At 45.3% G+C, this 24,715-nt stretch carries 20 protein-coding genes and 1 tRNA gene; 10 read left to right on the top strand and 11 right to left on the bottom strand.

Annotated elements, in window-relative coordinates; all coding sequences use genetic code 11:
• Positions 1-511: 511 nt before the first annotated feature.
• The 10 genes from N4A56_RS04070 to N4A56_RS04025 form a co-directional block, all read right to left on the bottom strand.
• Positions 512-2,221 (bottom strand): FAD-dependent oxidoreductase, encoded by a 1,710-nt coding sequence (locus N4A56_RS04070; protein WP_295545206.1) that lies wholly within the window; start codon positions 2,219-2,221, stop codon positions 512-514.
• A 562-nt stretch (positions 2,222-2,783) separates the two neighbouring features.
• Entirely contained in the window at positions 2,784-4,919 is a 2,136-nt protein-coding gene (locus N4A56_RS04065) for a methyl-accepting chemotaxis protein (RefSeq protein WP_295545205.1), read from the bottom strand.
• Between the two features lie 182 nt (positions 4,920-5,101).
• Positions 5,102-6,112, bottom strand: coding sequence for an FAD:protein FMN transferase (locus N4A56_RS04060; RefSeq protein ID WP_295545203.1), 1,011 nt, complete (start codon positions 6,110-6,112; stop codon positions 5,102-5,104).
• 14 nt (positions 6,113-6,126) lie between these two features.
• On the bottom strand, positions 6,127-7,029 hold the full coding sequence (rnfB, locus tag N4A56_RS04055; protein ID WP_293669719.1) for an RnfABCDGE type electron transport complex subunit B: 903 nt from the start codon (positions 7,027-7,029) through the stop codon (positions 6,127-6,129).
• A gap of 57 nt (positions 7,030-7,086) precedes the next feature.
• Complete coding sequence (locus N4A56_RS04050) at positions 7,087-7,662, bottom strand: RnfABCDGE type electron transport complex subunit A (protein WP_293669720.1); 576 nt, start codon at positions 7,660-7,662, stop codon at positions 7,087-7,089.
• 16 nt (positions 7,663-7,678) lie between these two features.
• The gene (locus tag N4A56_RS04045) at positions 7,679-8,350 is read right to left on the bottom strand and encodes an electron transport complex subunit E (RefSeq protein WP_293669721.1); all 672 of its coding nucleotides are present in this window, start codon (positions 8,348-8,350) and stop codon (positions 7,679-7,681) included.
• Positions 8,351-8,400: 50 nt separating this feature from the next.
• On the bottom strand, positions 8,401-8,982 hold the full coding sequence (rnfG, locus tag N4A56_RS04040) for an RnfABCDGE type electron transport complex subunit G (protein WP_293669723.1): 582 nt from the start codon (positions 8,980-8,982) through the stop codon (positions 8,401-8,403).
• A 3-nt stretch (positions 8,983-8,985) separates the two neighbouring features.
• Positions 8,986-9,945 (bottom strand): RnfABCDGE type electron transport complex subunit D, encoded by a 960-nt coding sequence (locus tag N4A56_RS04035; RefSeq protein ID WP_293669724.1) that lies wholly within the window; start codon positions 9,943-9,945, stop codon positions 8,986-8,988.
• 11 nt (positions 9,946-9,956) lie between these two features.
• Positions 9,957-11,153, bottom strand: a complete 1,197-nt coding sequence (locus N4A56_RS04030; protein ID WP_293669725.1) for an NADH:quinone oxidoreductase subunit RnfC — start codon at positions 11,151-11,153, stop codon at positions 9,957-9,959.
• Between the two features lie 9 nt (positions 11,154-11,162).
• Complete coding sequence (locus N4A56_RS04025) at positions 11,163-11,564, bottom strand: cytochrome c3 family protein (RefSeq protein ID WP_293669726.1); 402 nt, start codon at positions 11,562-11,564, stop codon at positions 11,163-11,165.
• Between the two features lie 325 nt (positions 11,565-11,889).
• On the opposite strand from N4A56_RS04025, the gene N4A56_RS04020 reads away from it, so the two are divergent.
• Positions 11,890-12,420 carry a chemotaxis protein CheW gene (locus tag N4A56_RS04020; protein WP_293669727.1) on the top strand — a complete coding sequence of 177 codons (531 nt, stop codon included), beginning with the start codon at positions 11,890-11,892 and terminating at the stop codon, positions 12,418-12,420.
• Between the two features lie 225 nt (positions 12,421-12,645).
• Here the strand turns inward: N4A56_RS04020 and N4A56_RS04015 are convergent, their stop codons facing one another.
• Positions 12,646-13,032, bottom strand: a complete 387-nt coding sequence (locus tag N4A56_RS04015) for a MucR family transcriptional regulator (protein ID WP_293669729.1) — start codon at positions 13,030-13,032, stop codon at positions 12,646-12,648.
• Positions 13,033-13,952: 920 nt separating this feature from the next.
• On the opposite strand from N4A56_RS04015, the gene N4A56_RS04010 reads away from it, so the two are divergent.
• The 9 genes from N4A56_RS04010 (at position 13,953) to N4A56_RS03970 (ending at position 24,707) form a co-directional block, all read left to right on the top strand.
• On the top strand, positions 13,953-15,335 hold the full coding sequence (locus N4A56_RS04010) for a cobyrinate a,c-diamide synthase (RefSeq protein WP_295545198.1): 1,383 nt from the start codon (positions 13,953-13,955) through the stop codon (positions 15,333-15,335).
• Positions 15,328-15,975 carry a precorrin-8X methylmutase gene (locus N4A56_RS04005; RefSeq protein ID WP_295545197.1) on the top strand — a complete coding sequence of 216 codons (648 nt, stop codon included), beginning with the start codon at positions 15,328-15,330 and terminating at the stop codon, positions 15,973-15,975. Before N4A56_RS04010 ends, N4A56_RS04005 begins: the two co-directional genes overlap by 8 nt.
• A gap of 121 nt (positions 15,976-16,096) precedes the next feature.
• Positions 16,097-17,668, top strand: coding sequence for a DEAD/DEAH box helicase (locus N4A56_RS04000; RefSeq protein WP_295545196.1), 1,572 nt, complete (start codon positions 16,097-16,099; stop codon positions 17,666-17,668).
• A gap of 27 nt (positions 17,669-17,695) precedes the next feature.
• Positions 17,696-18,157 carry a hypothetical protein gene (locus N4A56_RS03995; RefSeq protein ID WP_293669734.1) on the top strand — a complete coding sequence of 154 codons (462 nt, stop codon included), beginning with the start codon at positions 17,696-17,698 and terminating at the stop codon, positions 18,155-18,157.
• A gap of 285 nt (positions 18,158-18,442) precedes the next feature.
• Positions 18,443-18,518 (top strand) — tRNA-Ala (locus N4A56_RS03990).
• 538 nt (positions 18,519-19,056) lie between these two features.
• Positions 19,057-22,200, top strand: coding sequence for a UvrD-helicase domain-containing protein (locus N4A56_RS03985; protein ID WP_295545193.1), 3,144 nt, complete (start codon positions 19,057-19,059; stop codon positions 22,198-22,200).
• 12 nt (positions 22,201-22,212) lie between these two features.
• Positions 22,213-23,160 carry a cobamide remodeling phosphodiesterase CbiR gene (gene cbiR, locus N4A56_RS03980; RefSeq protein WP_295545191.1) on the top strand — a complete coding sequence of 316 codons (948 nt, stop codon included), beginning with the start codon at positions 22,213-22,215 and terminating at the stop codon, positions 23,158-23,160.
• Between the two features lies 1 nt (position 23,161).
• Positions 23,162-23,668: a bifunctional adenosylcobinamide kinase/adenosylcobinamide-phosphate guanylyltransferase gene (locus N4A56_RS03975; RefSeq protein WP_293669741.1), complete on the top strand. Its 507-nt coding sequence runs from the start codon at positions 23,162-23,164 to the stop codon at positions 23,666-23,668.
• Between the two features lies 1 nt (position 23,669).
• Positions 23,670-24,707, top strand: coding sequence for a DHH family phosphoesterase (locus N4A56_RS03970; RefSeq protein ID WP_295545189.1), 1,038 nt, complete (start codon positions 23,670-23,672; stop codon positions 24,705-24,707).
• Positions 24,708-24,715: the final 8 nt, after the last annotated feature.

Genomic DNA, 24,715 nt, shown 5'->3' with positions numbered 1-24,715 from the left:
CTTCAAATGTAATCTGTTTATGCCCCATGTAGTTATCCCTCCATTGTGGAGTTTTTTCATGTAAGGACAACATATCATGGGGCTTCTTGTTTTGAAGCCCTAAGTTCATCAAGGTGTTAAGTTTCAAATTACAATCTACGCGAAGAAAGGTTCTTAAAAATCTCCAAAGACTTTTACCTGCGAGACCAGCACGTTTCTTTTGCTCTCTCGCGGCTTAAGCGGCACTACCCTTCCTTATTCAAGTTGGCTTGTGCCTACGTCTTTTGCTGCAATGTTCTTTAAAAATAACAAGTAAAAAAGGCTATCCTACATAGATAGGACAGCCTTTTTGTTTGAATCAAGTTACGCTAAGCCGTGCAAAGACATATCCAACGGGATATCCTCGCATAATGAAAAGTTTTGAAGGGGGTCTGGGGGAAACTTTGCAAAAGTTTCAGCCCAGCCGCCGGAGGCAACAAGCTTCGCAGCGCCGCCGAAGACAACCCTCAAGACTTTACGCCTAACCCAAGCCTTAGATAGTAGCGTTCAGTTTTTTCTGAGCGCCCATACCGCCAGCAGAGGCTTTGATGTTTTCAATACCAAGCTCACAAGCAAGCAGCATTGCTTCGTATGAACGCAGACCTGTGTTGCAGATCATGACTACCTGTTTGTCTTTTGGAATTTCATTAATGCGTTCACGAATTTCTTCGTTTGGAATATTATGCCAGTGCTCTGGGTGTGCTTCGCACATATCTTTTGCACCACCTGCAAGGCGGGTATCGATGAAGTAGTAATCACCGCAGTCACGCTCTGCCCAGCAGTTTTCAAATTCAGCAGGATCCATGTACTTATTGCTGCCTGCAAGTACGTTATCAGCAACGTTTGCAACAGCGTTAACAATATCCATCGCAGAAGAGAACGGTGGAGAGTATACAACTTCGAGGTTGGATACATCATCGATGGTAGCGTGGGAAGAAATAAGCGGAACGACTGCGTTAATACGAGCTGTAAGCGCATCGCCAAATTCGTTCATACCCTGCATACCGAGAACACGACGTGTTGCACGGTCTACAACGATCTGAAGTGACATAAGTGCTTTTTCAGGGAAGAAGTGCGCTCTGTCCATCTGCTCAACATGAACGGAGATAGCATCAAATCCGTTTGCGAGAGCCTGTTCAAGAGTAAGACCTGCACCACTGCATGATTTTTCAAATAATTTTACGCACCAGCTGCCGATTGCACCAGCCATGCTTGCATTACCACCGGCAAGGTTAGTGCCGATAATACGACCCTGACGGTTAGCCATGGAACCGAGCGGGTAGAAGCCGCGTTTGCCAGTAACAAGGTTAGGGATAGTTACGCAGTCACCACCGGAGTAGATTGCAGGGTCAGAAGTCTGGAAACGTTCGTTAACGAGGATAGCACCGCGTTCGTCACACTCAATACCTGCATCAACAGCAATCTGGGTGTTTGGAGATACACCGACAGCAAGGATAACGAGGTCAGCTTCAATTTCACGCTTGTTGGTGATAACTTTAGTGACCTTGCCGTCTTTACCTTCAAAGCGGGTAACAGACTCGCCGAGGTATACATTCACATCATTGTTTTCAAGATCAGCCTGTGCCATTTTTGCTAATGACTTAGGCATGAATCCAGGAAGCACCTGCTCCTGAAGCTCAACAACGCTTGTGTTGATGCCCCACATATCAGCAAATGCAACAGCCATTTCAAGACCGATAAATCCTGCGCCAACGACAACAGCATTATTAACTTCGCCGTTTGCAACAGCGTTTTTGATAAGTTCTGCTTCTTCAAGGTTTGTGGCAGGAGTGATACCTTTAAGATCAATACCTTCAAATGGAGGCATGTTTGGCTTGGAGCCGGTAGCAATTACAAGCTCATCGTAAGAAATAACTTCTTTTTCGCCAGTTAACACGTTTTCAATGGAAACAGTTTTTGCTTCGCGATCAATGGAGGTAGCACGTGTGTTAACCAGAACGTCTACGTCTTTGTTAGTTTTAAAAAACGCAGCGTCACGAACGATGTGGTATGGTGTAGACTGAAGGTCTACGACGGTGTTTACTTCACCGGAAACAAAGTAAGGAATACCACAGCCACCATAAGAGATGCGTGGAGCCTGATCTATCATTGTTACTTTTGCGTCTGGGCAAAGACGTTTGTAACGACAGGCAGCTTTTGGACCAAGGGCAACAGCACCAATAACAACTACGTGCTTAGACATAAGGCATCCTCCGCAAAAAAAGATGTGTAGGTCGGCGGCAGGCTCGCTCTTACAATGAACTGTCTGTCGCACAATTTACTGTAGAATAAAAAGAAATAAGTCAGTTAACTGTGCCAGCTGATGCAGCTAAACACTTAAAGAACAGCAAGTTAGTAAAAAGCTACTTAGTAACCGCTGTCGCAATCAATCAAATATGCCTTCTTCACAATAAAAAAAGTACAAATCAACCAGTCTGTACACACTCACATTTACAATAGCTATCAGCTATATAAGCAGATACGACCGGACTGTATCGCGTGAGGGTAGGACTAGCATGTTTGGCTATTTTTGCAAGCAGTGATTGTATACGTTTGATATACTACCTACAAGGTAGGGAATTAATCAATTACTTTGGCAATCACGAGCTTACAGGAAGCCAACTTTTCAGGTTCCTAGCCATAATTGCAGCTTGCTAAGCTGCATTAATGTACATCAAGGAACATAAGTTCTTTTTAGGCTCTGTCAAAAAAAAAGCGGGGAAGCCTGTTCAGACCACCCCGCTTTGAAAACGATTAAAACGTTCTTATTTGCTGTTTTGCATTTCATGTACAATGGATGCAAGTTCGGTTGTTAAAGAAGTAAGTTCGGTGATTGCATTGGATGCTTCGTTCATAGACTCGTTTGTTTCTTCGGAGATCCTTGTTACTTCTTCTGTACCACGGTTAATCTGCTCAGAAGTGGCAGCCTGCTCTTCTGACGCTGTCGCAATGGCACGTACTTGATCTGCTGTTGACTCAGAAATAGTCACAATGTTTGTAAGAGATGTGCCGGATTCCTGTGCCTGCTTGGTACTGTCTTCTACCACACCAAACACATGTTCCATGCTGGCGATATTTTCACGAGTTCCTGCTTGAATCGCCGCCACAGCACTGCCTACTTGGCTGGTTGCAGACATGGTTTTTTCTGCCAGTTTACGCACTTCATCAGCAACAACGGCAAAACCGCGTCCTGCTTCGCCAGCTCGAGCAGCTTCGATAGCAGCGTTCAGAGCAAGCAAGTTAGTCTGATCTGCAATGTCAGTAATAACTTCCATTATCTGACCAATGCCTTCTGTTTGCTGTCCAAGGTCATCAAGACCCTTTTTCATTTCTCCAACCTGACGGTTAATTTCCATGATGGACTGGACTGCATCGCTTACCACAGCAGCGCCTTCTGTCGCTCGGGCTTTGGTTGCATCAGCGTTCGCAGCAGCTTCAGAAGCATTTTTCGCAACTTCCAGTACGGTAGCATTCATTTCTTCCATAGCTGTAGCTGTTTCTGTCATGCGATCACGCTGATTTTCTGCACCCAGACTGGAATTTGTAACTTGAGCTTGCAGCTGTCCTGAGGCCGCCGAAACCCGTTCTACAATGCCCTGAATACGTGAAGCGGCTTCTGTAATGCCTCGCTGCATTGCCTGCTCACCCTCACGCTTCGCCTGTTCACTTTCAAGAACAGCCTGCTCTGCGATTTCAGCTTTTTCCTTTGCTTCCATAGACTGAGCTTTTGCATCTTCAAGGGCATCTACTGCCTGCGTCGTCATGCTTTTTAATCCATAATGCAAGTCTAGCAACTCGCCGGAAAACTCACTTGCCTCAGGAATACCAGATAAATCCTGGAAAGAAGAGTCAGCAACTTTAACTGCAACACCTGCCATCTTGATAATTGGGTTTGCAATACGTGAAGCAACAAACCACATACCAAGAAGTCCAAAAATCATTAATCCGCAAGCAGTAAGCAAAAGAGTCTTCACTTCATCAGTTGCTTCCTGTGTTGTGTAACTTTTTGGCAGGGTAATCATCAGGCTCCACGGAGTCGGGATGTCACCAACCCAGATCGGCTCAATAATGTGGTACAAATCAAGCGCTTCATTGTATTCTACGTCGCGCTCACCCTTTTTTACGTGATCCGGCAGGTGATGAAGTTTCGGGAATACCTTGTAAATGCTTTTCCCAACCATCTCAGATTTTTTTGAGTGACCGATGATATCTCCACTGTTGGCGATAACAATAATTTCACCCGTTCCATCAAATAAGTCATTCGCTTCGATGGACTCTTGTAAGAAGCTGTTGTTAATGTCGATACCGACAACACCGGCATATTTTCCACGGACTTTAACAGGACTTATCAAGGTGCTGACGAGTTGCTGTTCTCCTTGAATAGTATAGAGGTACGGATCGATAAGATAATCACCTAGTAATGGAACAGGAAACAGACCCTCATAATCTTGCAACGGCTCAACAATGAAAGAATCGCCAGTGCCACGACTCCAGTATGGTCGATACTGTCCAGTTTCGTCATGACCTTCCGTGTCTTTGTAGTTGTAATCTCTGCCGTCAATTGTATCAGGCTCCCACAATGTGAAACTCGCGACAACATTAGAGTTCTCTTTCAGAACTTGCTTCAGCATTGCGTCAACGCCCATTCTGTCGAGATACTCAACAGAACGCATTCCAGTTAACGCTGTAGCCATAGTTTTGGTTATGCTCAGCGCCTGATTCATTGTATTTTGAATTTTCTTGGAATGTACAGTCGCAACTGATCTGGCATTTTCAAGTGCATCTTCTGAAGAAGTGTTCCACAATGTAATACCGGATATTACAATTAAGGCACTCATCACTATTACTAGTGTGACGCCAGCAAAGAACGTTACCTTTATCTTTATCGAGTCTGCTTTCACCGTCTCCTCCTTTTATTCAAATAGCTGATCGGAGCTAGAAATAAAAACTTAAGTGTAAATTACAATTGTAACAGAAGTGTTTTTTGCAATTACTTATGCGATAAACTAAAATTCATTTTTTTTACATAAAAAAAGAGCCAGCCTGCATAGCAGGCTGGCTCTTATAATAATGAGTATTTATACTAACCAAAGTGAGGGGTACTTAATTTCATACCATCTTTAGTCACAATAAGCGCTTCACGTCCATTAAGTGACTTAATAAACTGTAGTCCCTTGCGAGACTGCATGATGAATGCTGCTGTAGCAAGGGCGTCTGCTTCCATAACACTTGGAGCCATAACAGAAACAGATGCAACATTATTAGGACTCAAGCCGGATTGAGGACTTACCAAGTGATGGTACATATGGTTCTTATCGTAAAACACTTCATACCCGCCAGAAGTGGCAAGTGCACCAGTATTCATCTGGATCACAGCAGGATAGTGCCCTTTCTTTTCAGGGTCCTGCACAGCAACAACCCAAGGTTTGCTGCCTGCTTTTTCACCCATAGTACGGATATCGCCTCCGGCGTTAATCATGTGATTTTTAGCGCCATGTGCAGCAAGAACTGCTGAAGCTTTATCCACGATGTAACCTTTTGCAATGCCGTCCAGCGTAATTCCCATGCCTTCACGGTTAAGGCGGATAGAGTTACGCTTTTGAATCAGTGAGTCAGCATCAACAAGAGCAAGTGCTTCTTCAAACTCTGCTCTTGAAAGAGCCATATCACTCTTCCGGTCAGCTTTTGCGCTATACAGGTCAACAACAGGCTTGATGGTTACATCAAATGCGCTGTCAGAAAGCTTGTTGAGCAACCGTGCGCTACGCACAACTTCTGCAAGCTCCTGTGGAATACCGGAAACACGTCCGTCTCTGTTCAAGACAGAAACAGGAGAATCGCTTTTGTAGCGGCTAAGAAGTGCTTCGAGTCGCGTAATTTCTTCGAAACTACGCCCAATGGCTTCTTCTCCAAGCTGCTTGGAGGAGTGCAGCGCGGTAATGGTTACCACAGTACCCATCATAAAACGGGTTTCCTGCACTTTATATTCGTCACCCACACGTGTGGCGGACGCTACTGCTGGCACGCCGGTTACAGCGGCACCAAGACCGAGCACACCGCAAGCCTGCAGGAACTGTCGACGAGATGTAGTCATAGTCTTTGCTCCTATTAGGCGGTTGGCTGTGGAGTTTCTGTTTCTGCTGCCTTGGCTGCTTCCGCAGCGGCTTTTGCTTCTGCGGCTTCCTGTGCTTTCGCACTGATACCTACAGGACACATAAGACGCAGAATGTCACGCGGACACGCATCAACACACACTTCGTCACAATCAGGCCCATATGCAAGACACGCAGCCTGATCTATTTTGATTTGACCATTTACCTGAGAAATAGCCTTTGCTGGACATTTCTTCACGCACTTCATGCAGTTGATACAGCCAGCTTCACACACGTCCATAACAGCTTTCATTTTGTCCTGAGTAGAACAGAAAACCTGAACACGAGCGCGACGCGGTATCATTTCCAGAACATGGTTCGGGCAGACGTTGATACATGCGCCACAGGCTACACACATTTCAGGGTCGATAATAACCAGATTGTTCTCAATGTACATGGCATCGAACGGACATGCTTTTACACAGTCACCGTAGCCAAGACAGGAGTATTTACAAGCATCAGGGCCGTCTTGCAGCAAGCCTGCTGCTGTACATGACTGTACGCCCTGATATTCGAATTTTTTCTGAACCTTGCCTTGATCCTTCACACAACGGCGGAAGGAAATTTCCGGATCATCGCCACCGGCTGCTTTACCGGAAAGTTCTGATACTGCTACTGTTACTTCGGCGCCACCGGCACAACAAAGTCCGGCAGATACATCAGGGTCAGTAATAACGGCAATGGCGTACGCTTCACAACCGGCATAGCCACAACCGCCGCAGTTAGCACCCGGAAGTGCTTCACAGATTGCCTCTACTCTTGGGTCTTCTTCTACATAGAAGACACGGGATGCTGCTGACAGCACAACCGCACAGAAAAAGCCCAGAGCTAGCAATGAAAGGACAGATGTCAAAACCATAATGCTATCCTTGTTAGTTTATCCCGCAAGGGGAGTCACATGCATATAACCCTGTGCCTAAGAGATCATGCCCTTAAAGGCCATGAAGGACAGAGACATGATACCAGCCATCACCAGCGCAGCAGAAACACCCTGCATAGATTTTGGCAGATGGGTAACTTCCAGCCGTTCGCGAATTGCTGCAAGCAAGACTAACGCAAGTAAGAAGCCTAAGCCTGAAGCAAATGAGTAGAATATTGAAAGACCGAGGTCGAATTCTTTACGCTGAACGAGAATTGCAACACCGAGAACCGCGCAGTTTGTAGTAATGAGCGGAAGAAAGATACCAAGCGCGTTGTACAACGGTGGTACGGATTTCTTCAAAAACATTTCTACAAGCTGTACGAGCGATGCAATAACCAGAATAAACATAATGGTTTGCAAGTACCCCAGTTCAAGCGGCACAAGCACGTAGTTCTGAATAACCCATGTCAAAGGGGTTGCGATAACCATAACAAAGATAACCGCACCGCCCATACCGATGGATACCCCTTTTTCCTTGGAGCAGCCAAGGTACGGGCACTGTCCCAGATACTGGGCAAGAACGATGTTGTTAACGAAGATCGCGGAGATAAAAAGCAGGAAATATTCCATAGTATACTACCTCCAGTTACTTGTGACCAGCACAGGCGCGACATGCATCACAGCCTGTAGTTGGGTTTTCCGGAGCAGGGTCGCCACGGCGTTTTGCCTGAAGAATGCTCAGGTAGTTCATTCCGGCAAGGATAAGACCAAGCGCCACAAATGCACCCGGTGCTGCAACCATGAATTTAACCGGCTGAAATGAACCGGAGAGAACTTCTATGCCGAAGACATAGCCGGTTCCCAGTAATTCACGAATTGCACCAAGGAAGGTAAGTGACAGGGTAAAACCAATACCCATACCCAGAGCATCTGCTACTGCCAGATGTATAGGGTTCTTACCTGCAAAGGCTTCCGCCCTGCCGAGAATAAGGCAGTTAACAACGATCAATGGTACAAAAATACCAAGCTGCTGATATAACGGGTAAGCGTACGCCTGCATCAGCAATTCTACAGCTACTACAAGAGATGCAGCGACTGTAATATAACAGGCGATACGAACTTTTTTAGGAATAATCTTTCGGATTGCCGAGACGATAAAGCTGGACAGTGTGATAACAAACACTACTGCTATCCCCATACCGAAGCCGTTTTCTGCTGTGGTGGTAACCGCAAGAGTTGGACATAAACCAAGCAGGAGCCGGAACGGAGGTAATTCTGCCCATAGGCCCTTGGAAAACTCTTTCCACATTTTGGCCATATTTTTCTCCTCACATCGCGCGTTACGCGCGCTCACGTTATCCTTGCGACCTATTTAAAGGCTTCAAGTATCTCTTTTTTCAAAGCACCGTATACTTTACCGGCATCCTGCACTGCTACAACAGTACCATTTGAAGAAATGGTTGCGCCGGAAAGGGCATCAATTTTACCACCTTGAGACGTCAATTTAGCTTCGGACTCGCTGAGTCCCACAAAGCGGTCACGGAAGTCCGGTTCAGTAATGCGTGAACCAATACCCGGAGTCTCTTTTGTTGTTGTAATACCGATGCCGACAAGCTTGTCGTTTTCAAGGTCGAAACCGACCATAACGCCAATATTGTCACCGTAACCGCCGCCAAAGCCTTCGATAGCAACAGCTTTAAGCGTGCCATCAACTTTAAGCGGGAACACGTTGATTGCTTTTCCTGTAAGAGGATTTTTGAACTTTTTGCGTTCTTGCACAGGATCGTTTGTGTAGCCCGGTAACACCTGACTCAAAGAAGGTCCCTGTACAAATGTAAGCAACTGCAACTCAATGGTTGGTGCGGTCATCTCTTTAAGAGAGGATAACGCAAAGCCTGCGATACCAGTAAGGCAGGTCAACACCACGATCATCTTTACGATTTCACGCATAGCTTACCTCGCTCCAAACGGTTTAGGCTTAATCATATCACAAAGCGGAGTAATCATATTCGCAAGAAGCACAGCAAATAAAACCCCGTCAGGGTACTGACCATACGTGCGTATGAGTATGATAAGGAAGCCCGCCATGAGACCGAAAAAGATTTTTCCGCCCCGTGTATTCGGCGTGGATGTGAAGTCTGTCAGCAAAAAGAAGATTGCGAGCATTGTTGAACCGGTGAACAGATGAAATAATGGATTTGCATACAGTTCAGGATCAATCGCATAGTAAATTCCGCCTACAACCAGAACCGAAGCCGTAGTTGCAACAGGAATCTCCCATGAAATAACGCCGCGTCCGAGGAGAATAAGTCCACCAAGCAGTAAAGCACCAACCTGTACGGCTCCTAAAGCACCAAGCTGATGCCCGATGAAGAAGTCATACATGGATGCGTCTGCGATGGATTCGATTCCAAAGTATTTAAGTTGAGAAAGCGGGTTCACCAAAGCCGTATTCAGCATAGTTGCATCAATGTTCATGTACACAGGCCATGAAATGGTGCAGAACGCCCAACCGACTGCGGTAGCGCAAATAGGTGCACCACCGTAGTTACCCCAAAGCATTTTACCCAGCACCATTGTAGCGGCAGAACCGGACACAACAAGCCACCATTGGGCATCTGCCGGAAGGATAAATGCGAAAAGTAAACCGGTTACGACAGCATGAAGATCGTCAACACGTATTTCTTTTTCCATAATTTTGGAACAAAGAGCTTCAACGATAACCGCCGTGGCAATGGAAAGAGCCATAACGCGGACTGCTTCCATGCCGTACCAGAATACAGCACCAATTACTGCCGGAAACAGTGCCAGCAATATTGTGCTCATCATTCCCTTGATGGAAGCACCACAATGTAAATGCGGTGCGGCTGCTACCCTCAGGAAAGGAGCATTGGACAATGTTTTTTTAGCCATAGTATCCCCTCCTACTCATCAACCTGCAAAGCACACGCGGTAACCTGTGCTTCTTCAAGGGCTATTTTGTGTTTTCCAAGCCGTATCAGCTGAAGCACCGGACGACGAGCCGGACAGTAATACGTGCACAATCCGCATTCAATACAAGCGCTGATATCTGCTTGACGGCAGAGATCAAGTTCATTGAATTCCACATAGCGAGCAATCATGTTCGGCTGAATACGCGAAGGGCAATGCTGGAGACAAGAACCGCAACTGAAACATGGATGATCTGTTATAGGCGCTGTAGAACCAGCTGGCATAACAAACAGTGCATTGGTATTTTTAGCAATGCCTTTGTTCAAGTCGCCCGTAGTCTCACCGCGCATTGGACCGCCCAGAATAACAGCGTCGCCATCAGAGACTTCGATTGATGCGTGTTTGAGCAGAGCACCGACCGGAGTTCCTATTGGAGCAATTACATTTTTGCCTTCAACACACACAACAGTGTGCGTTAGCGGCATACCGCTTTCTGCGACTGCGCCCAAGTTGTAGAGGGTATGCAGGTCAACAACATTAACGCCCTTCATGCTTTCTTTGCCAGTAATCTTGGCAACGACAAGCTCATCCAAGCTGTTTGGATACTGCGGATCAATGAAAGCGACATCCGCATCAGTAAAGGTTGCGTTAGAAGCTGTAGGCAGTGCAACGATAGTTTTAGAAGCCGGTGAAAGACGTTTGAGCAGAGCAAGACCTGCATCAACAGTCTTTTTGGCGTGCACAAGCATGCTTTCTGCGTATGTGATACCCGGTTCAGGGTTCAACGCGTTCACAACAAGCAGCTCGCAGCGTCTAATGAGTGGACGAATATCCACGCCAAGACCTTTAAGCGCAACCAGCAGTTCATCGCCCTCAAGTGAGTCGATGGAAACAGGTTCTACGCCAGTAGGTTTCGGCTCTTCACCTTCTGCCGGAGCAGCAGGTTCCTGCGCTTTAATGATGACGTGTTTGTCTGTAACTTCCGTTACAATACCGGTAATGCCAGCGTGCATATCACCAATTTTTGGATTCTTGTGATCTGCCACAAGAAGACCGGGATATACTTCTGTTTTTTTCTTTACCGACTTTTTACCATGTCCGTTAAGGGGAATACGCACTTCGAAAGGAACTGAACCAGTCTCAAATGCTCCTGTGTCCCCATGAGTCAGAATGAAAATATTCTTATTCATAAGACATCCCTATTTGAAGTGACACTGATTGCACTGGTCTTGTGTATATGGACCAGCATCAATTTCTTCGTGGCAACCCATGCAGGACTGATGATACGCGTCCATCAAGCCAGGTACATCTGGATCGTCAGAAACTTTAGAATGGCAGTCGCTACATGCAGCAGGCTCTGCGTCTTCGGGAATGTTTCCGTCCTCATCAGCTTCATCAAGAAGCTCATGGTGACAGGTTTCACAGTCCACACCGTATTCGTCAACGTGCTTGGCATGGTCGAAAACAACCAGACCTGCGCTGTTATCTAACAGCACACGCATAGGCACGGCCGCAGTTTCTGCGGGACGCAAAAAGCCGTAGCAGGCAACGGCAATAAGAATCGCAACGAATAGTGCGATTGGAAAGTATCTCGTTGGCAAGGCACACCTTCCTGATACTTGGTGTTAAACCCGACCGTCCGAATAAGAGAGAAAGATAGTCTGTTGGCGCTTTTTAACTAGAACATTTTTCTATTTTTGGAAAGGCTCACAAGGTTTTGTATTCAGGCAAAATAACAGCATGTTACGACAATTGTATTTTTTTGTTTGAATTAACAATCAAGCACAATATGTAATAATCATAGGTAGTTTTGCTCTGAAGAATGTGCTTTATTTTCATACCGTTATCAAAAAAACGCTACTAGTTTTCAACGCACCCAAACTACGATACAACACCACCACTTCAAAGAAATATATGGTGCTATCTATGCTTACTCAGACAAGTCCACAGGCGTTTAAAAAAATATTCACATTCTCCGCCGGTTCCGAAACCTTCGGGCTGCCGCTGCATCTGTTGCAGGAGGTAATTTACCCCGAGCATATTACCAGAGTTCCTAAAGCTCCTGCCTTCATGGCAGGGATTTTAAACTATGGCTCGGAGACTGTTTCCGTGCTGGACATAAGCAAAAAACTTTGCCTTGCAGCGCCATCCATCCGCGTTCATCATCCGGCAGTAATCATCAATACTAGTATTGAAGGCGAAACAATGCAACTAGCTTTACTTGTTGAGAGATTTGGCAAGATAGTTCAGTTCAAAGATTCTGAAGTAATCAAAAGAAAAAACATCCCCTTCAGTACCGGCAATACAAAAAGTAATAAACCGGGACTAAACTCAGCGTCGTATATTCAGTCCCGCGAGGCTATACGCAAGTTTGTAAGTGAAGAATTGTATCGGGCAGGGGTGAAAATCCGTCTTCTTAACGAATCAATATTATTCTCGCTTGAAGAGCTGAGATAATACTCACAAAAAAATCAAACAACTGTACATTGAGTCGATGGCTTTCAACAACTCATTGCGACAGGAAAAAAAGTAACTTTTGCAGTAATGCATTACCGCTACGCGCACTACTACCTCTTCTCCAATATTGTTGTCCTACTCTCTAGTTGCCGCATATGTCGTCATTGTATAAATTGGACAAAAAAAAAGGGTCGATTGACCCTTTTTTTTGTCCCCAGATTTCCGTTATGCTCTGCGTTCCCACAGTCGCATATCTTTCATCTTCTTGCGGCGCTCTCGCTGGAGAGATTTACATACCAGCGGAGTATTTTTCTTATATCCACAACGCGCACGGTACTCTTCTGGTGTAAGTCCATGTGTTGCAAGATGCTTTTTAGTTAATATTTTGAAAGATTTTCCACACTCTACGCACGTAATTGATTTTTCTTTAATAGCCTTTTTAGGCTCAATCATTTTGCGTGCAGGATCATCATCAACAGCACAGCTTGCACTTATTTCCTTAATACCCCCGGCAAGCTTACGAACCATTGTTGTGATTTCTTCTTCTGTCATTGTCCGCACACTTGCTTGTGCTTTGACAATTTCCAGAGCTTCCTTCAAATAACTTTCCATGTAAAACTACCCCTCCTATCCATTAAATGAACAAGTATTATACCCAGAAAATGAAAAAATATTTAAAATGATGTCACTGGATGACGATTTACGTATTTTATTTTCGAATTGAAACAACTACTAAATCGTACATAAGTGCTAATAAACTTATGTTAAATGCACTGTAGACATACTACAGAACTGCATATGCACACAATAGAATTTTTTACAGTTTTTTTTATAATACCATCAAAGACAAATTGCATTTTTCCACCATCAAAAATGCATAACAACTGTTAATAGTACAGTTGAAGAAATGCCAGACATGAGTGTGATATCTATAACTAGTCTGTCTTTTTAAAAACTAATGCAATTTTATATTCTGTAATACTAGAACAGTTTTTTTTTACCCAAATATGATGTTCCATGTAGCCACATATTTTTTCTATCTAGAAAAAAACAGACATTCCTGACACTTCTAAATGTTACTTTTTATAAAGACATATTTATTTTTCTATCAACTAGCTGAATAAAGCCGTAGTTAAAAACTTGGAGTATCAGTTTATTGCTCAATGAGAATAAAAACTCATATTAGTATATATATTCGTTATTTTTTCTTTGTTTATCTATTATGAAATGCAATATGAAAAATTTTTTTCATGTATATATTAAAACAATATTATGCAAAATTAAGGTGTCATATATTTCTATACTATCTCTTTGTTGTTGCATTACCCTTGTTAGTCTCTCAATCTTTAATGACTACGTACTATATGTACTTCTTACATATTTTCTAAAGAGTTACTATTTAGTGTACAGCAAAAGAGTTCAGTCGTAATTTTGTTTTCTTAGTTACTGGAAGATTTCACTGATGAACTTCTGATACTAAACAAGAACGCTACTCATTAGTACTTTCATAAAAATTCTGGAGAAAAGTATATATGGCAAAAACAATTGTAATTGGGGGGACACAAAGCGGGAGTGGCAAGACGCTCGTCAGTCTTGCTTTAATGGCTGCTTTTACCCGTCGAGGCTTAACGGTGCAGCCGTTCAAATGTGGACCGGACTTTATTGACCCCGGACTGCATAAAGCCGTTACGGGGAATGCCAGTATTAATCTCGATGGATGGATGCTTTCAAAAAGTATATGTATCGACTCCTACCAAAAAACAGTGGCAGAGAGAAAACCGGACATCGCTATTGTTGAAGGGGTAATGGGACTTTTTGATGGAGCAAGCGGCAGCAGTGACGCAGGCTCTACTGCTGAAATAGCAAAATGGTTGAACGCACCGGTACTACTGGTTATTGACGGACGATCAATGGCACGATCATTTGCTGCTGTTGCGCACGGCTTTACAACGCTGGATTCTGAACTCAACTTTGCAGGGTGCATTGCAAATAGGGTTGGAAGCGACAATCACAAGTCGCTTGTTCGTGAAGCAATGCAAACATATTGCCCTTCTGTACCATTAATTGGTTGCATGCCGCGTAATGATGACATTACGCTCCCATCCCGCCACTTAGGCTTGATAACAGCAGAAGAAGGTTTTTTGAACGCCGATCTGATCGGTAAACTTGCAGATTGGGCAGAACAGAATATCGATTTAGATCAACTGCTTTTCAGTTTGCCAGAGCCTGTCGCCTCAACTACCGTTGCCAATCCCTCTGTAAAGACAGAACATATAGTTCGCATAGCCGTTGCCCGTGATGCTGCATTTTGCTTTTGCTATTCTGACAACCTGCGTTTGTTACAAGAAAACGGAGCAGAGATAGTGCCGTTTTCTCCGCTTGAAGACAAAAAACTTCCTCAAGATATAGATGGAATATATTTGCCCGGGGGATATCCTGAGCTATATGCAGAACGGCTCAGCCTTAATGCGTCTATGCGTTCAGCTATCCAAGCATATTCACACTCCGGTAAACCGGTTTATGCAGAGTGTGGTGGGTTTATGTACCTCACACAATCAATCACAGCTGAAGAGGCAGCCTACCCTATGTGTGGTGTTTTCAATCTGCATTGCACCATGGGCAAAAAACGTAGCGCACTCGGATATCGGGAAATAACAACCACTGCTGACTCAATTTTGGGATCACAAGGTACTGTCGCACGCGGACACGAATTTCATTATTCATTTGCAGAAGAAGAAAAAGCGTATACATCCCTGTATGCTGTAACTGACAGAAAAGGCACATCAACCTCAACATCCGGCTATACAACGGCAAACACAGTCGGTTCATATGTGCATCTGCATTTTGCATCGCAACCTTCTGTTGCGAAAGCTTTTGTTGATGCCTGCTTACAAACAAGGATTCTTCATGACTAAGACATCACTGCAACCATTTTTTTCTCCAGATAATATCGAGCAGCGTTCTTTTGAAATTATCGACAGTGAAGTTCCAGAGCCGCGTCCTTTTGCCGGTGATGAATGGACGATTGCACGCCGCCTGATTCATACAACTGCGGATTTTGATTTACTCAACCATATTATCATCCATCCCGATGCAATTTCCGCAGGTGTGAATGCCATCCAGCAGGGCTGCACAATTTTAACCGATACAGAAATGGCGCGCTCCGGCATTCCTGTCCGCAGAACCTCACCTTTCGGATGTTCTACCCAGTGCCTGCTTAATCGTCCCGATGTAGTACAAAAAGCACAAGAAACAGGTTCCACACGGGCACAGGCAGCCATGGATGCGGCAGCACCGGAAATCGGTGGTTCCATTATGGCAATAGGCAATGCCCCAACCGCTCTCATCCGCCTTATGCAGCATCTGGAAAATGGCGGGACACCTCCTGCTCTCATTGTCGGAATGCCTGTTGGATTCGTTAATGCCGCTGAATCCAAAGAAATACTTCTTGCACAATCTACTGTTCCTTATATAACCATTCGCGGACGAAAGGGTGGATCTCCTCTTGCCGCCGCCACAGTAAATGCTTTGGCTATTCTTGCTGCCAAGGCATAACTCACTATTCTTTATTAACTATTTTTTCAGCAAGTTGCAGTAAGTTACTACAGCTGCTATAGTGTGCTGTGGAATTTCGATTTTTGCTAATTAACAGTCCGTTTGACTGACAGGATGTACAATGACAGACGAAACTCGCAACAGCGTTTCAGATGATGCACCGAAAAAACAAAAGAAATTTGTAGACCCTGCTGACAGAATTGCCGCAGAGATTACAGGTATCACTGAACCAGAAGATGCGCTGCCACCAATTACGCTTGAAGACCTTCCTGAAACAATCCGTGAAGCCTGTACCCGTGCAGGGTGGAATAAGCTTATGCCTGTGCAGGCACATGCAATTCCGTACGAATTGGCTCGTAGAGACATCATGGTGCAGTCCCGCACCGGTAGCGGTAAAACAGGCACCTATCTTCTTCCTGCGCTGGAGCGAGTAGATATTTCCAAAAACTTTACGCAGATGCTGGTTCTCGTGCCGACACGGGAATTGGCTCTGCAAGTTGAATACGAAGCCACTACGCTGTTTAAAGACACCGGAATCACCTCCTGCGCTGTCTACGGGGGTGTTGGCTACGGCAAACAGGTAGATAAGCTAAGCAAGGGTGCTCATGTTGTTATCGGCACTCCCGGTCGCGTACTCGACCACCTTATCCGTCACACTTTGAACCTTTCTAAAACCAGAATTCTCGTATTTGATGAAGCGGACAGAATGCTTTCCATCGGTTTTTATCCCGACATGGTGGAAATCAAAGGTCACCTGCCGCGCAACCGTTCCACATTTTTGCTTTCTGCAACCTACCCTCCGCGAGTTATTCAGCTTGCCGGAGAATTTATGCACAAGCCATCCATGCTGAGCCTTTCGCATCAACAGGTACATGTCGTAGACACACCGCATGTATTCTATAATGCGAAGCCTATGGACAAAGATCGTGTACTGGTGCGTGTGCTTGAGGTGGAAAACCCGTCATCAGCCATTATCTTCTGTAACACCAAAGCTAACGTGCACTATGTAACCGCAGTGCTCAAAGGCTTCGGGTATGATGCAGACGAACTTTCCGCTGACTTGTCCCAGTCAAAACGAGAAAAAGTACTCACAAAACTGCGCGAGGGGCGTGTACGCTTCCTTGTAGCAACAGATGTTGCAGCGCGCGGTATTGATATTCCGGAACTTTCACACGTGATTCTGTATGAACCGCCAGAAGATCGTGAATCCTACATCCACCGTGCAGGCCGTACTGGACGTGCGGGTGCCAGCGGCGAAGTAATTTCTCTTGTAGATATTATGCAGAAGCTGGAATTGGAACGCATTGGCAACTATTACAAAATTTCTCTTCAGGAGCGTGAGACTCCAACAGACGAGGACGTTGCCAAGGTAGCCGGATTGCGCCTGACAGCAATGCTGGAAGGTAAATTACGCGGTAAAACCAACCTTGAGAAAGAACGTATGAAGCGATTTGTTCCACTTCTTAAAGAACTTTCTCAAGATGACGAACAGCTTCTTTTAGCTGCGCAACTCCTTGATGAGTTGTACCAGCAGACCCTGCATACGCCACCGCCTGCACCTGAAGCAGCAAAAGGTCGGAATCAGGGCAGCAGCCAAAGGGGGAAGCGCAAACCTCAAGGACAACAACAGCAACGACGCCGTACTCGTCCGAGCCGTAAAAAACCTACACAGGGGCGTGCTGAAAAGTCATAGCTTAATTCTTACAGGATGGTGCAGTTAGTGCAGACTACTTACGCTGAATCCGATTTATTCGAAAACCTTGATGCACTGCTTGATACGTATGATGTGAGCAACGAACTCGTGGTATTTGAACTGGGGAAGTTTCATTTTCTGCGTAAAAAGAAAGCTAAGCAAGAGCTCAAGGCGCTTTTCTATGCGCTTTGGAAACTTGCGCTAAAGCAGTCTTTTCCAGATAACTATGAAGAATATTTCTCAAGCTACTGTAAACTGAAAAAATTGGAAAAAGATGCCAAAGGGAACGCGACAGCGCTCTTTAGAAGTGTTGAAGTGTATAATACCCTGCTGGCAGAACACGGTACAAAGAACTTTTCGACTGTAGCAGATTTCTTAGCAGATCAGCTTGTCAAAGATTCCGGTCGTAGAGAGCACATCACGCTTAAGCTGGCGCTCTCTATCCGTTCGACATACAATCTCATATTTCAGAGACTTTTTCCGAATTAACGCCCATTTTCATGTGGGCATGAGTCAATAGACCCAAAAAAAGGCGACCTCGCAACTGGTCGCCTTTTTTTGGGAGGTTATCCCTGTAGGTAGTAAAACGTCTTTAGTTACTAAGCATATCGGCAAGGATGGATTTGCCTTTACGCTTTTTTCATTTTTTTTGAACTTTGCTGCGTTGTACCACATATTAGCATTATTGAGCTTGATTAATTAGCATCGTAGTTTTTTTACTATTTCATATTGACAAAGAGGGCTCTAGTCCGATAAACACCGTCTTCACGATGTGGGGCTATAGCTCAGTTGGGAGAGCGCTTGACTGGCAGTCAAGAGGTCATCGGTTCAACCCCGTTTAGCTCCACCACATTGATTATCAAAAGCTTACAGATAACTCTGTAAGCTTTTTTTATGCCTGATGTTCTTTCCCTGCGATACCACTCCCTTCCACTTTCGCAATCTTATCATTTGCAAACTATTCAACATTTTCGAACGCTTAAGCGCAGCAAGTAACGGTGCAGCTCACTAACACTGTTTTTGATGATTATTTGTTTTTAGTATCTTACTGGCAAAAAAATCAGCAAAGGTACAAAGCTCTCTGCATGCACTCTGACTCTTTTTTGCGCTACAATAATTAATGAAAAGCGAATCAGTTGCGTAATTGTCTCGCAAGTATTCCTCTGATACAGGTAAAGACAGGAATTTTTTGTCTACGGTGTTGCCAGCCTTCCAACTTCTTTCAATTCTTTACTGGCAGTATCGTAATTTTGCATTAAAACACTATGTTTTCGAACTGTTGAAGAAAAAGCTTTTCGCTTTTTTACAGCAGAACAAAAGCACATGTCTTTGATGCCTGCCTGATCCTCATTCGCCATTTACCGACGTTATGTCAGGAATATTGCTCCATGAAACAATTTCGCGCAGACTTGCATATTCATTCCCGCTTTTCCCGTGCAACCAGCAAAAAATTGACACCGCGCCATCTTTCGGCTTGGGCGGAAGTAAAAGGACTGGACGTTCTGGGCACTGGTGATTGTACCCACCCTGAATGGTTAGATGAGTTAGAAGATCAGCTTGTTGAAGACAGCCAGAGCGGTTTATTCCGATTAAAAGAAACTGCGGAACTCGGAAAAGAGATTCCACGTTTCGACGAAACAGCTATGCATGGTCGATCTCTGTTCATGCTGCAAGGCGAGATCAGCTCCATTTATAAGCGCGGCGGCAAGGTACGTAAGGTGCATAACCTTGTTTTCATGCCAACCTTCGAAGCTGCCAGAAAATTCAGTAACCGCCTTGGCGAAATAGGTAACATCACTTCAGACGGTCGCCCGATTCTCGGAATGGATTCACGCGATATTCTTGACCTTGTCCTCGAAACCCACCCGCTTGCGTTCTTAATTCCTGCGCATATCTGGACTCCATGGTTCTCACTGTTCGGCTCTAAATCGGGGTTTGATACTATTGAAGAATGCTATGGGGATTATGCTTCTGAAATTTTCGCTCTGGAAACAGGGCTTTCTTCCGACCCTGAAATGAACTGGTTATGGAGCGCGTTGGACAGATTCACACTTGTTTCAAACTCTGATGCCCACTCTGGTGACAAACTGGGGCGTGAATGCAACCTTTTTGCTGGGGATATCTCATATGAAGGAATGTACCGGAGTCTACGCGGCGAAGGGTTAGGGCATAACTTTTTAGGAACAATGGAATTTTTCCCGGAAGAAGGAAAATATCACCTTGATGGGCATCGCAAATGCAATGTCGTCATGGAGCCTCGCGAAACACTTACACGCGACGGCATTTGTCCTGTCTGCGGCAAGCCTCTGACTGTTGGAGTATTACACCGCGTTCTTTCTCTTGCGGACAGAGATACACCTGAACAGCCTTCAAAGGCAGGCGACTACAGCTCACTCATTCCGCTTCCCGAACTTATGGGAGAAGTACTTGGAGTAGGGGCAAAAACCAAAAAAGTTATGACGCTCTATGCAGAAGCGATTCATTCTTTGGGTTCTGAAATGACAATTCTGCGCGATGTGCCGGAAGAAGATATCCGCAAGGTGCATCCTCTTCTTGCAGAAGCTGTGAGCAGAATGCGTAAAGGTGAAGTGCTCAGACAACCCGGTTTTGATGGTGAATACGGCGTAGTTCGCGTTTTTTCACAAAAGGAACGTAACGAATTCAAACACGGCAAAAGCTTGATTGATGTGCCGGAAAAAATTAGCGGGCTGACACCGGAAGAAGAAGCATCATCACTCCCAGTATTCAATACAGCAGTGCAGCAGCGTCAAGAACAGTCTGAAGGCATTGTGTATAACGAGTCACAGCAACGTGCCATCACATCAACACCTGATCCGCTGTTGGTTATGGCGGGACCCGGCACGGGAAAAACTCGCACCCTTGTAGGACGAATAGCATACCTGCTCAGCTCTGGGGTACAGGCACGACAAATTCTTGCCCTGACGTTTACACGCCGCGCTGCAAAAGAATTAACCACCCGTCTGGCAGACTCCATTCAAAACGCAGTTTCTATCCCCCGCGCTGACACCTTGCACGGACTTGCCTTTGAATATTGGCAAAGCTCATATTCAGACGCACCAACCTTGCTCTCTGAAGAAGGTTCTAAAAGAGTGTTTGAAGAAGCCAATGCAGAAGCAACTAAACAGCAGAGTAAAAAAGCGTGGGAAACAATTTCACTTTGCCGTGAGCGCATGGAACCATGCCCGCTGGAATTCCAATCTGCGTATGAAAATTACTCGCACTTAAAAGATTCGTGGAATCTCGCAGATTACACTGATCTGTTAGAGTTCTGGCTCGAATCATTGACTAATAATGTTTTTGTGCGCCCGTGGACGAATGTTCTGGTCGATGAAATTCAAGATTTATCCCCACTGCAACTGGCTGTGGTCAGCGAGCTTGTGTCTCAGGACAACCAGCACGGGCAAGGCTTTTTCGGCATAGGTGACCCCGATCAATCTATCTACGGATTCCGTGGTGCTCATGGCGGTGTGCAAGAATTTCTTATGCAAGAACTCCCGTCACTAAACACGATCCAGTTATCAGAGAACTATCGTTCCGCGCAGCAAATTGTCGATTACGCCAGCGCTCTCATGCAGCCAGCGCGAAAAGCACAGCCCATTGAAGCGAAAAAAAATGTAGCTGCCGAAGTCCGCATGTTTGAAGCACCGACCTCCGAAGCAGAAGCATCATGGATTGGTGAACAGCTTCGCGGTCTGCTTGGACAAACCAGTCATTCTTTGCAGGATAACAAGCAGGAACGTCTACTCGGTGGTGAACTTTCTCCCGGTGACATTGCTATCCTTGTCCGCTTTAAGGCACTCATTCCTGTACTCAGTCAAACGCTCAACAGATTGGGGATTCCTTGTGCTGTTCCGGAACAGGAAGCATTCTGGGTAGACCCGCGTATTGAGCTTATTCTTGCTGCCGCTGGGCGCTTTGTCGGCATTGCCAGTAAAGAAGGAGAGGAACAGATACAGTGCCCTGACTCCGTGCTGGCAAAAGGTCCTCAATCTATCGCTGTATATTTAGAAGATATCCCGCCGTTTGACCGTCTGTTCTGGAAATCAACCGCCTTTAAGCAGCTTGTAAAGCAATACAAAGAGCACAAAGGCTGGGCTGGGTTATTAAACTGGATTAATCTGCAAACAGAGCTTGATTTGGTGCGCCAAAAAAGTGAAAAGGTGCAGATTATGTCCATGCACGCATCTAAGGGACTTGAATTTAAAGCGGTATTTTTACCTGCCCTTGAAGACGGTATTTTGCCATACTGCGGAATGGACACACTGACAGGAACGCCCAAAGGTATGCTTGAGCATCATGATATCGAAGAAGAGCGACGCCTGCTTTATGTGGCAATGACTCGTGCAGAGCAGTTATTGTTCATGAGCCATTCAACAAAACGCATGATCTACGGACGCACTGTTCACCTTGCACCGTCACGGTTCTTACAAGATTTACCAAATGACGGGCTTATGCATTCTGCTTTAAAGGCAAAAAAGAAGCACAAAGAAACACAGCTTACGCTGTTGTAGCAGACATATTTTATGAAAAAACTCATGGGCAACGCCAATAGTACACCATCTGAAAAGACTGATAATACCACTGAAATACTGTTGGCAACGCCAGAAGATTATCCTGCCCGCAAGATATGTCCACCTTGTGGGGGAAAGAAAAAATCACCATCTTCTTGTTCATCGATGAAAAAAAATACTGAACAAGAGCGTAAAAAGCCGACTGTTGCTGCACCCTCGTGGGTGATGGCAGGTTCCGTATATGAAAACTGCGTCTTTCTTGAGGGGAAGGTGGACGAAGTTGCGCTCTTATTTTTTGAATCAGAATCCTGCCTCGCTTATGGTGAAGAAGATTTGCCGCGTGATCTGGCACAACTTGATTTATCATATCATGTCCATTTACCGTTAGATTTAACATGGGACAATCCAGAAGCTGTCGCAGAAACTATTGTGGCGCTGATGCAAAAAGTTCGCTTTTTGGGAGTTCAGCGAGCAGTCTTGCACCCACCAGTAACTTCGGGGAAAAATGCTCTTTCTGTTGAACACGCACAACAGGCGCTACGCCTTGTAGCACGGGCATGGAGCAAGCATGGCTTTGACTGCAAAGACTTGCTTCTTGAAAACGTTGAAGGTGCAGATCTTATTCATTTAGCTCCTGTTATTACCTCCTTGGAGCTGGGAGTATGCATTGACATAGGGCATATCATTGCATACGGGCATGATGCACTACTTGATCGTGCAGATATTTTTAACCGACTTCGCATGTTGCATTTGAATGCTCCTGCGGACGTCACAACAGCTAAAGGGCGCAGTAAACATGCCAGTCTGGTGCATCTAGATGCCGCCGGAAAGCATGTAGCCCGCAAAGTACTACAGCATGTCAGGCAAGACTGCGTATTAGTCTATGAGCTGTTCAACTGGAAAGAAATTGAATCCTCTTTCCCAGTTGTTAACGAATTGTTTTCGTTTGAAGGAAGATAGGATGATTCGACTTATTCTTGGGGGAGACAAGTCCGGCAAATCTGACTTTGGATTGCAGCAACTATACAATGGTGACGAACCATCCGTGCTGCTTGCAACCGGTCATGCACAAGATTTTGCTTTTGGACAACAGATTCTCGATCATCGTTTAGCGCGCATTCCTGAACTACCTGTTAAAGAAACAGGAATTGCATTGCCCCAATTGCTGGAAAAAGCCATACTGGAATATAGGTCAATTCTTATCGACAGTTTGGATTTTTGGGTATTCGCATGTCACGGGCAATGGCAGCAGTCGCAGCAGGCATTATTACACAGCCTTTCATTAGTCCCTGCTGAATGTCAGCTTACCATTGTTTCATGTGAAGCAGGATTGGGACCTATTGCGGCAAGTTCTCAGGTTCGGCAATTCATTCGAAGACTAGGGGCGCTTAATCAAGCTGTAGCAGCTGTAAGCGATGAGGTTTGCCTCATGGTTGCGGGACTCCCGCTATACGTAAAAAAGGCGTAGTATGTCATATTTTCGCAATGTAAAACCACAGATAGAACAGCTGTCCGAAATTTTTTCACGCAATGAGCGATGGCTGATTACAATTAATGCTGATCCTGACGCCCTTGGCTCTGCGCTGGCACTGAAACGAATAATGAGCCACAGAGTGGCAGATGTAGGCATTGCAAGCGTCAATGAGGTTACCCGTCCTGACAACCTTGCGATGATACGTCTGTTGCGCATTCCGATGGTTAAACTGACGCCGCAGGTTTCCGCACAGTATGACAAGTTCGCCATTGTCGATTCCCAGCCTCACCATCATCCGTTATTCAGCGAGCTGGACTACTCTGTTGTTATCGATCACCACCCGATTAATGATGAATTTCCTGTGACGGCAGAATTCAGCGAAATTTTGCCGGGGTATGGGTCGAACAGCACGATTCTTACTGAATATTTATACCAGATGAAAATACGTCCGGGGAAAATGCTGGCAACGGCGCTTATGTACGGAATCAAAACTGATACCAATGACTTCGAACGTAATTTTAATGAAGTGGATATCAGAGCTTTCAAATACCTGAGTAAATTTGCCAACCATCCTTTGCTTTCCCGCATTGCCCGAAGCGAAATGCACTATGACTGGCTGGAATATTTTTCCCGCGCCATTACGGGAATGCACAAAGTCGGCTCCGGTCGGTATTCCTTTGTGGGCATGGTTGAAAATCCTGACGCACTGGTCGTTATTGCAGACTTTTTAATGCGTGTGCATGAAATGCGCTGGGTCGTTGTTGCAGGTGTGTACAGGGATAAAGCAGTTATTATTTTCCGTGGTGACGGAGTAAACCGTGACTTAGGGCACTTTGCTTATTGCCAGTTTAACGATGTCGGTTCAGCAGGCGGACATAAAGCTCTTGCCCGTGCAGAAGTTCCTATCAAAAATCTGGACGGAAAAGATGTGGAGATGTTTGTCTTCAAACGTCTTGTCTCTCCAACACGCAACCGGTCGATTAAATGTGCAAAACCAGCTGAAGAAGATATTGAAAAAAGTGCAGGAGAGTAGCGCTACTA

It is taken from the genome of Halodesulfovibrio sp. (assembly GCF_025210605.1).
Lineage (GTDB): Bacteria > Desulfobacterota > Desulfovibrionia > Desulfovibrionales > Desulfovibrionaceae > Halodesulfovibrio.
This window is presented reverse-complemented; position numbering and strand designations above follow the sequence as displayed.